The organism is Paenibacillus sp. NPDC056933, assembly GCF_042674385.1.
Classification (GTDB): Bacteria; Bacillota; Bacilli; order Paenibacillales; family Paenibacillaceae; genus Paenibacillus.
On the sequence record NZ_JBHUQN010000008.1, the window covers coordinates 82,169 to 96,272 of the forward strand.

15 protein-coding genes and 3 pseudogenes are annotated in these 14,104 nt (G+C 43.6%); 6 read left to right on the forward strand and 12 right to left on the reverse strand.

The features are described from left to right. Positions 1-182 precede the first annotated feature (182 nt). Positions 183-1,709: a carboxylesterase/lipase family protein gene (locus tag ACFTRD_RS30415; RefSeq protein WP_379386664.1), complete on the forward strand. Its 1,527-nt coding sequence runs from the start codon at positions 183-185 to the stop codon at positions 1,707-1,709. A gap of 94 nt (positions 1,710-1,803) precedes the next feature. On the opposite strand, the gene ACFTRD_RS30420 is transcribed toward ACFTRD_RS30415, so the two are convergent. The 3 genes from ACFTRD_RS30420 to ACFTRD_RS30430 form a co-directional block, all read right to left on the reverse strand. Next, positions 1,804-2,409 (reverse strand): GNAT family N-acetyltransferase, encoded by a 606-nt coding sequence (locus ACFTRD_RS30420; protein WP_379386532.1) that lies wholly within the window; start codon positions 2,407-2,409, stop codon positions 1,804-1,806. A 96-nt stretch (positions 2,410-2,505) separates the two neighbouring features. Beyond that, a complete protein-coding gene (locus ACFTRD_RS30425; RefSeq protein ID WP_379386534.1) occupies positions 2,506-3,423 on the reverse strand; it encodes an AraC family transcriptional regulator in 918 nt (305 codons plus the stop codon). Between the two features lie 225 nt (positions 3,424-3,648). Then, the gene (locus ACFTRD_RS30430; protein ID WP_379386536.1) at positions 3,649-4,227 is read right to left on the reverse strand and encodes a DUF4256 domain-containing protein; all 579 of its coding nucleotides are present in this window, start codon (positions 4,225-4,227) and stop codon (positions 3,649-3,651) included. 383 nt (positions 4,228-4,610) lie between these two features. Between ACFTRD_RS30430 and ACFTRD_RS30435 the strand changes: the two genes are divergently transcribed. After that, positions 4,611-5,159, forward strand: a complete 549-nt coding sequence (locus ACFTRD_RS30435) for a GNAT family N-acetyltransferase (RefSeq protein ID WP_379386538.1) — start codon at positions 4,611-4,613, stop codon at positions 5,157-5,159. A gap of 133 nt (positions 5,160-5,292) precedes the next feature. Here the strand turns inward: ACFTRD_RS30435 and ACFTRD_RS30440 are convergent, their stop codons facing one another. The 7 genes and pseudogenes from ACFTRD_RS30440 to ACFTRD_RS30470 form a co-directional block, all read right to left on the reverse strand. Continuing rightward, positions 5,293-6,453: a cobalamin-independent methionine synthase II family protein gene (locus ACFTRD_RS30440; protein ID WP_379386540.1), complete on the reverse strand. Its 1,161-nt coding sequence runs from the start codon at positions 6,451-6,453 to the stop codon at positions 5,293-5,295. A 255-nt stretch (positions 6,454-6,708) separates the two neighbouring features. After that, positions 6,709-6,816 (reverse strand): annotated as a pseudogene (locus ACFTRD_RS30445) (tRNA-dihydrouridine synthase); the annotation flags it as partial. An 11-nt stretch (positions 6,817-6,827) separates the two neighbouring features. Further along, entirely contained in the window at positions 6,828-7,844 is a 1,017-nt protein-coding gene (locus ACFTRD_RS30450; RefSeq protein WP_379386543.1) for a carbohydrate-binding protein, read from the reverse strand. 215 nt (positions 7,845-8,059) lie between these two features. Next, the gene (locus ACFTRD_RS30455) at positions 8,060-8,206 is read right to left on the reverse strand and encodes a histidine phosphatase family protein (protein ID WP_379386545.1); all 147 of its coding nucleotides are present in this window, start codon (positions 8,204-8,206) and stop codon (positions 8,060-8,062) included. 13 nt (positions 8,207-8,219) lie between these two features. Beyond that, a pseudogene (locus ACFTRD_RS30460) lies at positions 8,220-8,526 on the reverse strand (NUDIX hydrolase); the annotation flags it as partial. A gap of 299 nt (positions 8,527-8,825) precedes the next feature. After that, a pseudogene (locus tag ACFTRD_RS30465) lies at positions 8,826-9,530 on the reverse strand (demethylmenaquinone methyltransferase). A gap of 60 nt (positions 9,531-9,590) precedes the next feature. Beyond that, entirely contained in the window at positions 9,591-10,157 is a 567-nt protein-coding gene (locus tag ACFTRD_RS30470; RefSeq protein ID WP_192263297.1) for an SF0329 family protein, read from the reverse strand. A 254-nt stretch (positions 10,158-10,411) separates the two neighbouring features. Between ACFTRD_RS30470 and ACFTRD_RS30475 the strand changes: the two genes are divergently transcribed. Further along, positions 10,412-10,714, forward strand: a complete 303-nt coding sequence (locus ACFTRD_RS30475) for a hypothetical protein (protein WP_379386548.1) — start codon at positions 10,412-10,414, stop codon at positions 10,712-10,714. After that, entirely contained in the window at positions 10,711-11,007 is a 297-nt protein-coding gene (locus ACFTRD_RS30480; protein WP_379386553.1) for a hypothetical protein, read from the forward strand. The genes ACFTRD_RS30475 and ACFTRD_RS30480 overlap by 4 nt, the downstream gene beginning before the upstream one ends. A 184-nt stretch (positions 11,008-11,191) precedes the next feature. Here the strand turns inward: ACFTRD_RS30480 and ACFTRD_RS30485 are convergent, their stop codons facing one another. Next, positions 11,192-12,172, reverse strand: a complete 981-nt coding sequence (locus tag ACFTRD_RS30485; RefSeq protein WP_379386555.1) for a tRNA dihydrouridine synthase — start codon at positions 12,170-12,172, stop codon at positions 11,192-11,194. Positions 12,173-12,516: 344 nt separating this feature from the next. On the opposite strand from ACFTRD_RS30485, the gene ACFTRD_RS30490 reads away from it, so the two are divergent. Both ACFTRD_RS30490 and ACFTRD_RS30495 read left to right on the forward strand, forming a co-directional pair. Then, positions 12,517-12,723 carry a DUF2536 family protein gene (locus ACFTRD_RS30490; protein WP_062836253.1) on the forward strand — a complete coding sequence of 69 codons (207 nt, stop codon included), beginning with the start codon at positions 12,517-12,519 and terminating at the stop codon, positions 12,721-12,723. 102 nt (positions 12,724-12,825) lie between these two features. Beyond that, complete coding sequence (locus ACFTRD_RS30495) at positions 12,826-13,707, forward strand: GNAT family N-acetyltransferase (protein WP_379386558.1); 882 nt, start codon at positions 12,826-12,828, stop codon at positions 13,705-13,707. Positions 13,708-13,711: 4 nt separating this feature from the next. On the opposite strand, the gene ACFTRD_RS30500 is transcribed toward ACFTRD_RS30495, so the two are convergent. Further along, on the reverse strand, positions 13,712-13,927 hold the full coding sequence (locus ACFTRD_RS30500; RefSeq protein ID WP_379386560.1) for a hypothetical protein: 216 nt from the start codon (positions 13,925-13,927) through the stop codon (positions 13,712-13,714). Positions 13,928-14,104: the final 177 nt, after the last annotated feature.

Here is a 14,104-nt window from a genome sequence, read left to right on the forward strand (position 1 = left end):
AATTTTTATATATAATCCATGCATTCTTATATTTTGTTTGAATACTGGAAAGCTCCCTGAAAGTTGCTTATTATGAAAATAGAGGGCATCTCGCCCACACATTTGTAAGCGCATCCATACATCTTTGATCGGCATGATTGATATACGCTTTATCCAGAGAGGAGAATGTTGTGTTGCTTAGAATGGTAACGGTAGAACACGGACAAGTGCAAGGGCTGCCCGCGGCGGACCCGCGTATTACCAGCTTCAAGGGAATCCCTTTTGCCGCACCTCCTGTAGGTGGGAATCGCTGGCGCGCTCCGCAGCCGCAGTCCAATTGGAATGGAATTCTGAAAGCTTTTGATTTTGCCCCTACCTCCATGCAAGCCAAAACGGTTATAGACGATAACAACATCTATACCCGCGAATGGGCCGTTGATCCGGATCTGCCTATGGACGAGGATTGTCTGTATCTGAACGTCTGGACACCTGCCAAACGAACAGATGAGAAACTGCCTGTCTTTGTCTGGTATTTTGGGGGAGGCCTTCAGGTCGGGAACACCGCCGAAATGGAATTTGATGGCGAGCGGATTGCTCGCAGAGGCATTGTCGTCGTCACGATCAACTATCGACTGAATGCTTTCGGCTTCCTGTGTCACCCCGAGATCAGTGCCGAATCTCCCCATGCACCCGCCAACTTCGGACATCTCGATCAGCAAGCAGGTACCCAGTGGGTCAAACGCAACATCGCCGCCTTTGGCGGTGATCCTGACCAGATCACGATCGGCGGGCAGTCGGCAGGCGGAGGCAGTGTGCTCAGCCAGATGACCTCTCCGCAAAATAAAGGCTTGTTCCAGCGAGCCGTCATTATGAGCGGTATAGCTACCGAGCTGTACCCGAAGGTCCGCGTGCCTTCTGTCCGCTCCACACTGCGGGAAGCAGAGCAGGAAGGGGTTGAATTTTTCCGCTTCCTGGGCGTATCCTCTCTGGCAGAGGCCAGACAACTGGATGCCGAATATGTTCGCGACAAAGCTCTGGAATACAAAGGCTTCTGGGGCACCGTCATCGATGAACAATTCTGTGCAGGCGATCCGTTTACCCGCTTTATTCAGCAGGAACGTGAGCCAATCCCCGTCATGCTGGGACATACTTCTTCGGAATTCTGGACCCGACCTGCCGCAGCCAATATGGAAGAATTGAAACAGATGGCCGCAGAGCTATTTGGCGAGGAGGCTCCTGCCTTTTTGCAGCTATGTGAGGCTGATGCCGGCCAAACAGAGCGTGCCCTGCAGCACGCATCTGTCCGCATGATCCAGCATGCCATCCTGCTCGCCATCCGCGCGAACAGCGGTCATCCTTCTGAAACGCCGCTCTACTATTACAACTTCGACGCCGAGATTCCTGGCTGGGACCAGCCGGGTACCTTCCACTCCGTCGATCTGTGGTTTTTCTTCGAAACACTCGCCAAGTGCTGGCGTCCTTTCGTGGGCAAACATTACGATCTGGCCCGCCACATGTGCAACTATTTGTCTAATTTTATTGCTACAGGTGACCCGAACGGCCCAGATGCCACCGGAAATCTGATGCCTCATTGGATTCCTTGCACCACGGAGCAGCCGTATCTCATGGAATTCGGAGATCAGTCTCAATTACAGAAGGCAGACCCCGGACCGATGCTTACGTTTCTAGTGGAGCAGTATTTCAAAAAGCAGAGTGCTCATGTTGTTTAAGACATGAAGTTTGCCTTCTCATCTGATATGTATGGGCCATGCTGACGCATGGCTCTTCTTTACCGTGCGAATAGTCGAGTTTATGCTAATTCACCTACTTGAGCGCCTTCTCCACCATAGAATCCCGATGTGATACTGCATAGTCTTCTCTTAAAATACCGTACATTTCCATATCAATAATTCCTTTGCCTGACCATAAGGTAGCTTGTCTAAGCGTTCCCTCATGGATGAAGCTGTTTTTTAATAACACCTTTTTCGAATGTTCATTTGCAGGCATCACTTCTGCCTGAATTCGATTGACGTTAACCCTCGTGAACAAAAATTCGAGCAACATCCCCACCGATTGGGTCGCAATCCCCTTCCCCCAATGTGATTCAGCCAAAAAGTAACCGATCGTCACCATATTCACTTTCAGGTTAAAATCGACGACCTCAATAATGCCAAGCAACCGATCGGGTCCATTATTCGCGAATATGCCCCACTTCACTCTTGATCTCTTATGATAATCTCTCTCGAAATGTCCGATCATCTTCTTCACTGTCTCTTTATTATGTTTGGGTATGATACCGCAGTATTCGAATACATTGTCATTATCATAGATTTCAAAAACTTCGTTAGCATGCTGATCTTCAATCTTTTTCAATACCAATTCATCTGACTTTAGGATCGGAAATTGATCATAAACTGCCTCCACATTCATTTCGTCACTTCCCCATATTATCTTTTATTGAAAAATCATCATGATACGTCAAGCTCTTCGCCTCAGCTTCATAGTCATGTTTCATGGGATGTGTGGTTAAAGAGATTTCTTGATCGGAATACATAAATCGATTTTGCATTTCCCTTGCTCATCCTTCGCCGGATCATTCATGCAGAACTCAAGGCTTGGTCTGTCGTCGGCATCATACTCACTATTCGGCAGCCATAATCCAAATACGCTTTCATAGGCGAGAACGAAATGATCAATGGTGTCGTAGAATGGGTATACAGCGTACATTCCACCAGATAGCGTTTTAAATTCGACTTGCCCCTGATGTGGGAGCTTCTCAAATCCACGGGGCAATGTTACACAAGCATCGTATCGGCAAGCCCATTCTTCGACGAAAGTTCCATCATCCAAAGACACCCCAATAAAATAATGATCGTTCGGAGTAATTCCTTGCTCGCTAGCCCAACGTCCCAACTTCTCCCATGCCACATGAGTATGCAAATAACTCCCCACATGTCTGACATACGCCACTTCATAATCTGGCAGTTCCTTAATCGTTATCATTTTTTTCCAAGCCCTCTCTAGAAGATGATTTCTTCCATTTCTATTGTAATCTCCCAAAGAGGATAACTCTTCTTGCTGCTTGCTAAAATGTAAGGGATAATTGCTATGTTTTCCGATGTTATTTCGGACTTCACTTGGGGTCTTGCCAAAGTGCTTCTTAAAGAGAGCATTGAAGGTGGATACCGATTCAAAGCCGCAGTGATTCGATATTTCTAGTATGGTTCTCTTGTTTTCACCCAAAAGATATACAGCCTTCTGTAAACGCTCTCGATTTACAAATGCGATTGGAGACACACCTTCCAACGATGTAAATATTCTTGTAAAATGATATTTGGAAAAACCTGAAACATCAGCCAACATATCGAGGTTGAGCTTTTGATGACTATTTTGCCGAATGTATTGAATCACCTTGTCCAATCTATCTTTATATTCATTATTCATGTGTTGCACCCCTCAAATAATCTATGTATTATGGACTACCAAAATTATACACCCCGTTTGTCTGAACAGGATACCTCACCTGTACTTCGATTTCACAACTTTACTATAGGGCACTATCACATGATTAGCATTACGTATCTATGACCAAAACAAAAAACTCAAGTCGCAAAACCACTTGAGCTTAAAACATAGGTAGACATTATTTAGGTTTATGCCCTTAACGAGTTAGACCCTTAACGAGCCGCGAAATCCTCTTGCACCATAGTAGGATTCTGCTCCATTGTGATATACAAAAACCGTGTCATAGCGACGATCACAAAAGATGGCTCCGCCTAGTTTTCGAATATTAGCGGGTGTTGTCACCCAGCTCGACGTTTTCAAATCATAGTTTCCCAGCTTCTGCAGCTCCCGGTACTGCTCTTCCGTTAAAAGCTCAATACCCATGTCCGCTGCCATTCCAACCGCACTATTCTGTGGTTTATGCTCTTTTCTTGACTCCAAGGCTTCATGGTCATAACAAATACTTCTGCGGCCCTTGGGACTTTCCGCTGAACAATCCACAAAAGTGTATTCGTCTGCCTTACTGTCATAATGCACAACATCCGGTTCGCCGCCAGTCCTTTCCATTTCATGGAGTGACCACAGTTTTTCTGATTGAGCCTCTAACTTCGCTTGCAGGCTGGCCCATTCAATATCTGGATGACGGTTCATGTTTTTTTCAAAACGCGCTTTCAAGGTTTGGAGCAGTCCCTCACGTTGTTCCGGCGATAGCTCCCTCTCACTTCCAAATGTGCTCGTTGTCATCTATATTTCTCCCTTCAATAGGCTGTTTCTTTGTTAGATGTTTAAATAGTATTGCCGAATTTATTAGAATTCATCGGGCTAATGAAGCGTAAGTGCAAGCTAGAGAATATGCCAGCTTCTTTAATGGGGATACAATTTCAATCATTCTTGTCCAACTAAATTCTAGTAAATTCACAGTCGAAAAACAACCTGTTATTCCACAGCTTTTTACTTGTCACAGCTCACATATACTTGTACATTTTACATTATGGAATGAAGGCCAGACTTTCAAAATTACAAGAATATGAAATATTGCATTCAAATGCGGAATTCAAACTCAGAGAAAAGCTATTCATTATTACGTTTTGCCTATATTTTTGAACAATGACATGGAGGTATTACTCATGCAAACGCTCGAAACCAATCGGTTGAAGCTAAGAAATTTTACCACAACCGACGCAGCAGGATTATTGGAGTATACGGCAAATCCCAGAGTAAACTGCTTTAGGGATCACCAGATTTCGACGTTGGAAGAAGCTTCTGCGGAGGTTGAAAAAAGAAGCAGTGACGACTCCCATATCGCGGTCTGCCTGAAAGACAGCAACGAACTGATCGGGGAGCTATTTGGTATGAAAGAAGAACGAGATTCGGATACGTATGGTATCGGATGGAATTTTAATGCCAGATTTGAAGGGAAAGGATACGCAAGTGAGAGCACGAACGCCTTCATAGCGTACCTCTTTACGCAACAGGAAGTAAGAAGACTGTACGCTTATGTCGAGGACGATAACTTCAGATCACAGAAGCTGTGTGAGAAACTGGGCATGCGCCAGGAAGGCTGTTTCATCGAATTCGTTTCATTTGTTAAAAATGAAGACGGCACGCCAAAATACGAGAATACGTATCAGTATGCATTACTGAAAAAAGAGTGGCTTGCTCAGCGTGCACAATAGAGTTGACCATATCCAAATATCCATCCAGATCGGTTCACACCAAGGAACGTTTCTACAACAAAAGCGGCGACCTCTCCCGGATTGAATTCAGGAAAAGACCGCCGCTTTATAAAACGTTCTTTTTATTTACAATTTAGTTGCTCCAGTACTGCTTGGCAATCTTTTGACCTTGATCGATCTTTGCCCATTGCTCGGCTTCGCTTAGTTCGTTACCACCATCACAGGACGCAAAACCGCATTGATGGGACAATAACAGGCGATCCTTATCGATGATTTTGGATGCTTCGTCAAGTAAACGGATGACGCGCGCTTCATCATCAAGTGTACTTGTTTTGGACGATAACAAACCGAGTACAATCTCCGTTTCCGGTCTGTCCTTGAACACTTCCAGCGCCTCAATCGAACCTGCACGATCATCATCCCACTCCAGGAAGAAACGGTCATACTTCAATTGCTTCAGGAACAGGTTGGCAATTTTCGCGTAAGATCCACCGCCCATGTTGCGGGAATCGTAGTTGCCACGGCAGTTGTGTGTCCACATTTTCAAGCCCAGGCTATGACCGAAGTCAATTACTGTATTGTTAATATCAATAAATTCGGTAGCGAGACCCTGTACTTCCGCTTGGTCAATATGCTCCCCTGTAAACGGAGAGTTCGGGTTGTCGTCTGCAAAAAGCTCCCATAAGCAATCGTCGAATTGCAGAATTTTGCCGCCTACCGCAGCGAATTCTTCGACAAATTCCTTATACGCCTTCACAAGACCCGCTTTGAGCTCCTGAATATTCTGATAAACAGCACCCGTACCGCCGATATTATCCGACCAGGAAAGTTCACCAAAAATATGGGATGGCGACGGAACGCAAAGTTTCGTTTGCTGGTCACCAGCCGTGTCTTGCAACTGTTTGAACAGTTGAATGAAATGATGATTCTTTCCGCTCAGTTCGCCCGTAATACGCAGGCCAATATCTTTGCGTGTTTCATATTTTGACGTTCCATCCACGTCTCTGAAAAAATAGCCGTGATCCGCGATATAGCGCTCAACTCCGCCAAAACCCCACACAAAATCCAGATGCCACATCGATTTGGAAAACTCGCCATCTGTAATAATCGACAGGTCATGCTCGATTTCCTTCTTCACAACCTGTTGGATTGCCTCCGTCTCACACTTCTCATAACCTTCGAAGTTTTCATAGAATGGGTATTGGATATCATCACGATGTTCAATTTGCGTTTTATATTTCAGCAGCTCATCGGGCCGCAATAAACTTCCTACGATCTGGAACTTATCAGTCATGTAAAAACCCCCTCGTTGTATACCATTATCATATCATGCAAAAAGGGGTTAGAAGAGATACTTAAAAACCATAACTAGTTATAGCTAGAAGCTATAACTAGAATGACTGCTAAGATTACTTTTGATACTGAATGTTTCCAAAAGAAAAAACACAGCCAAGTCGGCCATGTTTTCCAAAAATATTATCGACTGTCCATTTAATTTCCGTGTTCATCTACCTCAACATGATCATCGCCTCCAAATTCAGGGAATATCACCCATATTAATATCGATGACTTTAAACCCTTCTTTCGCCATGCCGATACTCATTTGACGAAAGTATTCCGGCTTATCTCCCCAGATATGGGCTACCATCGGCTGTTCAATGTAACACCTTAATTCTTACCGCCATAGCCCTTATAAGTAGCGTAAACTGCATTTGCATATTGGTCTGCCAGAATAGGACGGCCATAAGAATCCGTAGCTCCCGGATACCAGTTATCTCCACCGTTGTAGTGTAATAATCCGTTGTAGATATTTCCAAACTTCGTAATTTTTTCATTTAAAATCAACGCGCCCAGATATACCTGATCTTGTTCACTGCTATGATTATACGCACGGCCAAATTTTGAGCTGAATTGAGATAAATACGCATTACGTGTGTTTGGTTCTACCTGCATCAATCCGTCGCCAGCCGATGGACTACCTGGTAAACCTGCTCCAAAGCTGCTTTCCTTTTTGATAACAGCACTTAGCAATAAAGCAAAATCTCCGCCTTTCCCATAGGTATTGTCCGCATTCATGACATATGTCCAGATATGGCTTGGAACCTCGGCAGGCTTTGTTACTGTAGGAGATGGTGAACCCGTATAAATCTTGACCGATGACATTTTGTCATTGATCGTGTTGCCAACCCAGGAAGAATCTGAAGTAAAGGTCCACTTTGTTCCTCCAAAATTATCATTCTCATATACTTCAACCGTCCAACCGCTTGGAACCTTAAGAGACGACATCCAGTCATTCGGAATTCCGTTTGTGTTCAACTGAGACAGTGTATAATTGCCTATCCCGAGTGTCACTGCTTTTCCTCCATAGTTTATATCTGCATAGAATGTTACTCCGTTCGTTGTCGGTGGTGTGGTTGGTGGCGTAGTTCCGCCACTACCGTCTTTCTGCCATAAAGCAGGAACATTGGACGGTTCCCAACCTACGAGAGAAGTATGTGCCTGAAGACAGGTATAAGTGCTTCCACTATAGGTTACTGTGTCATTTACTGCATATGTGGTATTTGGACCCCATGCTCCTCTAGCGGCTGCGTTTACTGACGGTAGGGCTACACAGAATGTGGATAGAAATACTGCTAAAACTACCAAAAGTGATAAGGGATTAAAAGGAAACCTTTTATTAGTCATTTTCAAACCTCCTTGTTTTTTTATTTATCTGTAGCGCTCCCGTGAGACATGCCACAGATTTTGAATGTACTATTATCTTATTTTATTTCCATTTTCTAAATTAATTCCACAATTTTTTTAATCAGATTATTACAATTCAAACAATACAACGGTAGGAGGATATGAAGATCGGGACCAAAAAGGTAATTAAAGTCGTGCTAAAAACAGAAGAAAGACTATGGACTTGAGATGATATAATCGATACCTTTGTTCGAGAGAAATCCAGCAAGTTTTTCCGCTTGTTCAGCACCAATCGCACTTAATTGAGCGTCAGGAGCTTGTCCGTCTGCTTTACAATGTCGAACAACATAAATATTTTTCATTCGTCGGTCCTCCCTATAAGCCAATGTTGCTTTTTAGACCTTTGTAGCTTCCTGACTTAGGAAAGCCTTTTTGAACAATCGCCATAAAATTCTCTGAGAATCCATAAGCTGCAAGTTTTTGGATCGGAACCAACTCCACACCACTTATAATCAAACTCGTTCGATGGGAAGCGTATTTCCCCACCTACGTTTTCGAGTAGGAACGTTATGTGTATTAGTGAAGGCGAAGCATCCGGTTTATCGCATATGTATAATAACTTAGAAACTTTAGTGTTAAGTCCTGTCTCTTCTTCGTTTTCTCTTGCAATTGCATCTTCAAGTATCAGCTAATCTCCTCCCAAATAACATTTCAAAAAATTATTATACCCCAATGTAATATTCGTACTTCCCTTCTGTCACTTGATCATTTTATGCAATCATAGTCATAATACCATACCAAAAAAGCCGCTTTGTCAGCGACTTATTCCTTTAGGAAGACAGCCCTCATGATATGCCAAGGCTGTCTTCGCCAACTCTAACGAAGTCTGATTCTGATTGATAACGGACTGAGCCGGTGCTGAAACCGTTGTTTTACCTTGGGCAATGCTCTGCCTAGGGGCGATGCCCCTCTTTCTATTATCTATTTTATCGCCTTATGCATTGCCGCGACACCACCACTATAGCTTTTTACATCTACTTTGGAAAATCCCGCTTCCAAAAACATTTGTTTCAGTGCATTTTTATTGGGAAAATGACGGGCTCATTCTTGTAACCATGAGTATTCATCATAACTTTTGGCAATAAACTTTCCAAGCAAGGGCATGATATAGCGAACATAAAAGAGGGATGCTTGTCTATAACCGATTAATGTGGGTTGGGATGTTTCTAAACAAACGACTTGTCCGCATGGTTTAGTTACTCGATACATCTCCCGTAGTACGGTGGAATAATCGGGTACATTTCTTAAACCAAAACCAATGGTTACATAATCAAATGAATCATCTTCAAAAGGAAGCTCCATGGCATTTCCCTGGATAAGTGTAAGCTGCTTTAAAGCTTGTTGCTCTTGCTTATCTTGTGCTATTCTGAGCATGTTTTGGCTAAAATCTAATCCAATGACTTCTCCATGCGTTCCAACAGCATTTGCTAAAGCAATCGCCCAATCCCCGGTTCCAGTGCACACATCAAGAGCTTTACTACCTACTTTCACATTCATCCGTTTCATAACATCATGGCGCCATGCGATATGTCTCCTGAACGTGATGACCGAGTTCATCGAGTCGTATTGATCCGATATCTTTTCAAATACCTGATGAACTCTTTCCGACTTTGTTTGTTCAGACATGAAATTCCCTCTCTTCCACAAGTGCAATATGATTCTTTCAACGAACATTATTTATTCTCATCACGCACTGCGCCGCAGTTCATAAAAATATTGCACAATCGGATGCTTTAACTTCATCATATCTCCCATGTTTAAAATCCGCTTTTTGCCAACTCGTCTGTCTATCAAAGCAAGAATATTCAATAAGATATCATCGCTCTCTATGCTTTCTTCTATAGAAGTAGATAAGAACTTATTCGCTGTAGCGACAAAATTGGATTTACTTAATGCAGCCTGTGCTGACAAAAGCTCCTTTGAGAGTACGGATACTTTTCTATTTCTTGCAATTACGTTTAGACGATCCTCTGGAACAGTCCCTTTTGTTTCCTTTCTGACGGCTTCCAATTCATCATCACTGATCGGAATTTGGATATTGGGATCATTCTTAATTTCCAGCTCCGTCTGATACCATCTGATTGAGCTGGTTTTATCACTCATATTGAGTACGTTCTTTTTATCTACCGAAATATAACAAAGCCCTGCTTTATCAGGTGAATAACGATAACCGGTTGCGCGATATTCAACTCTTCCAGCTAACGTAGGACTGAGAAAACTCTCCAGCTGTTGCTTCAATTTACTCCAGGACATAGATCCTCCTATTTTCAATAAGCCTACCGGTCGAATGGCGGCAAACATCTTAAATTAAACATCTACATGTACCTCTCTAATTCCAATAACGACATTCACCTAAAGTATAACACAGCACCAAGAAATGGCCTCTCCTATTGATATAGAAACAGGAATTGGTAACCCAAGGTGCTAATATCAACATAGAGAATAAACAGGGGAATTCCCCCTTTACAAAGGGGTTAGTCAATTGCAGGAATAGTGCTATTGTCAACATGGCGGAGATCTCCGCGATTCTGCTGAATGCCGGAGCATCGGTCACCCCGGCTATGAAAGAGTCCGTGAAGCGAATTGGCAAGGATTTTGAATTCTTCCGGGAAAAGTTCAATAAGGACAGCGTTGACGAAGTCTCAGAGGCGCTGCTCCAGTTGTATCGACTATTTGATGTCGAGCCGGTAGCGAATCGAATCATGCACGTTGGAACTGCCTGCAACCACCTGGTCCAAACAGCACCAAGAGCTTTGGGAATATCTCATCCCGCCTCAGGGCCATGGTGCAAACGGTGCAGGGAGAGGTGATCCGCATCACAGGACGCGTCTCTCATGAAGTATTGAATAATGGCGGTGGAAACTGGGATGCTGAGTATCGTAAGATGCTGGATGCTCTGACTCGGCACCTTGGCAGTGGTGCGCCATTAGCTCCGGTACTTCTCCAAGAGGCAGCAGGGCCGGTAGACTTCGCAATGGATCGGATTATGATGCGCCTGCTAGATTATGCGAGTTGGCGGTGTTATGGGTGCTTGCTAATCCTCAGCCCCTCGCGATGGAACAACCGGAGTATACGCGTTAATGCCCTAGGCCTTTTTCAATAAAATCGCGGGCTTATTCTTTATCTATTGAATTAGAAATAATGCAAAAAAGCTAAACTGCTTTCTCCCAAAATTATTGGAAGAATTGCTGTTTAGCTTTAATTATATTTCAAACAGTCACATGGATTTCCAGTCTTCCCTCTCCCATTTCGCACATTCCCTTAACAAAGAGAAGCTAACTTCCACGTTACCCCGCCTCATCGTGATCCTTACTTCCAAATTCATCGAGCAAAGCACGCACTTCACTTGTTGACTTGGCGTTCATTAAGCTGTTTCTTAGTTCACTTGCCCCTCGAAATCCACGGACATATATTTTGAAGAAGCGGGCAAGCGGGCTGAACGAACGTGGCTCCAATTCTGAGTATTGATCATGGAGATCCAGATGAAGCCGTAACAGATTAAGCAATTCGTCACTGCTGTGTTCCTTCGGTTCCTTCTCAAAAGCAAATGGATTTTGGAAAATACCGCGCCCAATCATAATGCCATCCACACCATATTGCTCAGCGAGCTTTAAGCCAGTCTGACGGTCAGGGATATCCCCATTAATGGTCAACAGGGTATTCGGTGCGATCTCATCCCGAAGTTTTTTAATCTCCGGAATCAGTTCCCAGTGTGCGTCTACTTTGCTCATTTCCTCTCTTGTCCGCAGATGAATGGACAGATTAACAATATCCTGTTTCAGAATATGGGTTAACCAGTCACGCCATTCGTCTACTTCGGTGAATCCGAGCCTTGTTTTTACACTGACAGGCAGTCCCCCGGCTTTGGCGGCCTGAATGATATCGGCTGCGATTCCGGGACGGCAGATCAATCCGCTTCCCTTTCCATTCTCCGCTACATTCGCTACAGGGCACCCCATATTGATATCGATCCCTTTAAAGCCTTCTTTTGCCATACCGATACTCATCTCACGAAAGAATTCCGGTTTATCTCCCCAAATGTGAGCCACAATCGGCTGTTCATCTGCTGTAAAAGTCAAACGCCCGCGCACACTTTTGTTCCCTTCCGGGTGACAATAACTCTCTGTGTTCGCAAACTCCGTAAAAAATACATCCGGTCTGCCCGCTTCACTTACGACATGCCGAAACACAACATCCGTCACATCTTCCATCGGTGCCAGTATAAAAAATGGTCGTGGTAGTTCACGCCAAAAGTTTTCCTTTGTCATCTCTAAAACTCCTCTATACATCAGGGCAGTGGTTGCCCGTAAAATACTCAGTGAATCAGTGGATCTTCCCAGATACATCTATTACCTGGAACCATGAACCGAGGGATGAGGCTTTTCGCCCTTTTCCGATTCTATCACGTCTTTATTGGATTTTCAGCCTAAGTTTACAGTAGATCTTCGCATAATGCCCTCATTTTACCGTTATTGGTCGGCTGCGACCAGAACGTGCCCCTGATATGTAGATCAGGGCATTTTCACTTGCTACTCTTCATAAGCTCATCTACAATTAAGCTCGGCAGGCATTTAACCTGCAGATCGACATTTGGAGGAGGCATGGCTTACATATGGAAATTTCACTGGATATAATTAAAGATAAAGTCGAATGCTTGCAGGCTTATGACTTTCATGAACTGGCGCGAGCGATTGAAGAACGAATTGAAATCAATAAAGCGCTAATGCTGCGTGTGAAGCAAGTCCAACATCAAGTAACATTTGACCCTATTCGTACCAAAATGTTATATAGTGCGGTCGTGCATTTTGCCGTAGATTGATGGACCAAGACTTTGAATAGTGAACACCAGATTACTGACTTAAATTGCAGTTACGCTTGGTCATTTTATGTAGTCACTATGGAGGATTAAGGGGAGAATACCATGCAAGATTTAATATTTATGAGGAATTTTAAAACGAATGAAGCACTTCGTAAGAGTTTTTTCGAGCTTGCTGCCAACACGTTTGAGATCAATTTTGAAGATTGGTATCAACAAGGGTACTGGGGCGAGGGTTACATCCCTTATTCATATGTCGATGGGGACCAGGTTATTGCCAACGTTTCCGTTAACATCCTTGAACTCATTATTCAAGGAGAGAAGAAAAAGGCGATTCAAATCGGCACGGTGATGACACATCCTGATTATCAGGGGAAAGGACTCTCTACACGTTTAATGAATAAAGTCTTAGAGGAATACGAGAACAAATACGATTGCATGTACCTTTTTGCCAATGAATCGGTGCTTGATTTTTACCCCAAGTTTGGGTTTAAGCCGGTGGAAGAACATCTTTTTTCAATGAATTATACGGCAAAAAAATCACCAGAGGCTGCGAACATTCAGAAACTTGATGTTACTAACGCGGCGGATCTGAGACTTATCCATAGATTTTCACTCGAAAGATTGCCTGTTTCGCAGCATTTTGCAACCGATCATGTCCAGGGCATATTCATGTTTTACTGCCTGAATGTTTTTAGTGATGATATTTATTACCTGGAAAATGAAAACGTCATCGTTATTTATAAAAAAGAGAAACATCACATCGACCTCTTCGATGTAATTAGCTTAAACACAATCCATATGACAGATATTTTACATCAGATTGCAGATGAGGATATGCAGGAAATAATCTTCCATTTCACGCCAGATGCAACAGATCTTATCGTTCTAAAAAGTACAATCACCAATGACGGCTTATTTGTAAGAACCCCTGGTGATCATCTCTACCCTGTGCATGTTAAACATCCGATTACTTCGATCGCTTAATGATTTATTTAATCATGCCTCGCTCGGTTCGGGAGTTCCAGATCAATCTGGAATCGGCATCAGTGTCAGTACAGTTTACGAGGTCGTCCCCCGGCCGCAGTACCTCGATAATGACGGGAGCATTAACCCGTTTCCCTTCATGATGGATCAGGAATGCACAACGTTTCCGCTCTTTTTTTGTTCTCCACACGACTTCGCTGTTTTGTTCACCAAGCAACATAATGTGAAAGCCTCCGAGGCACTGCATAAGCGGAATGGAGCCTTTTGTAGGCTCCGACGGATTGACGGGCTCCTGCTTATGTTTAGAGATACGTGCCAGTGTACTCTGCAATCGACCAATCGTAAAATACTTTAGCAGATAATCCGTCGATTCGATCTCGAATTATGGATACTGGCA

What these genes read in the sequence shown, in the direction of transcription:
- ACFTRD_RS30415 (WP_379386664.1), top strand. Translation starts at nt 183, where the DNA reads ATGGTAACGGTAGAACACGGACAAGTGCAAGGGCTGCCCGCGGCGGAC.
- ACFTRD_RS30420 (WP_379386532.1), bottom strand. Translation starts at nt 2,409, where the DNA reads ATGAATGTGGAGGCAGTTTATGATCAATTTCCGATCCTAAAGTCAGAT.
- ACFTRD_RS30425 (WP_379386534.1), bottom strand. Translation starts at nt 3,423, where the DNA reads ATGAATAATGAATATAAAGATAGATTGGACAAGGTGATTCAATACATT.
- ACFTRD_RS30430 (WP_379386536.1), bottom strand. Translation starts at nt 4,227, where the DNA reads ATGACAACGAGCACATTTGGAAGTGAGAGGGAGCTATCGCCGGAACAA.
- ACFTRD_RS30435 (WP_379386538.1), top strand. Translation starts at nt 4,611, where the DNA reads ATGCAAACGCTCGAAACCAATCGGTTGAAGCTAAGAAATTTTACCACA.
- ACFTRD_RS30440 (WP_379386540.1), bottom strand. Translation starts at nt 6,453, where the DNA reads ATGACTGATAAGTTCCAGATCGTAGGAAGTTTATTGCGGCCCGATGAG.
- ACFTRD_RS30450 (WP_379386543.1), bottom strand. Translation starts at nt 7,844, where the DNA reads ATGACTAATAAAAGGTTTCCTTTTAATCCCTTATCACTTTTGGTAGTT.
- ACFTRD_RS30455 (WP_379386545.1), bottom strand. Translation starts at nt 8,206, where the DNA reads ATGAAAAATATTTATGTTGTTCGACATTGTAAAGCAGACGGACAAGCT.
- ACFTRD_RS30470 (WP_192263297.1), bottom strand. Translation starts at nt 10,157, where the DNA reads ATGTCCTGGAGTAAATTGAAGCAACAGCTGGAGAGTTTTCTCAGTCCT.
- ACFTRD_RS30475 (WP_379386548.1), top strand. Translation starts at nt 10,412, where the DNA reads ATGGCGGAGATCTCCGCGATTCTGCTGAATGCCGGAGCATCGGTCACC.
- ACFTRD_RS30485 (WP_379386555.1), bottom strand. Translation starts at nt 12,172, where the DNA reads ATGACAAAGGAAAACTTTTGGCGTGAACTACCACGACCATTTTTTATA.
- ACFTRD_RS30490 (WP_062836253.1), top strand. Translation starts at nt 12,517, where the DNA reads ATGGAAATTTCACTGGATATAATTAAAGATAAAGTCGAATGCTTGCAG.
- ACFTRD_RS30495 (WP_379386558.1), top strand. Translation starts at nt 12,826, where the DNA reads ATGCAAGATTTAATATTTATGAGGAATTTTAAAACGAATGAAGCACTT.
- ACFTRD_RS30500 (WP_379386560.1), bottom strand. Translation starts at nt 13,927, where the DNA reads ATGTTGCTTGGTGAACAAAACAGCGAAGTCGTGTGGAGAACAAAAAAA.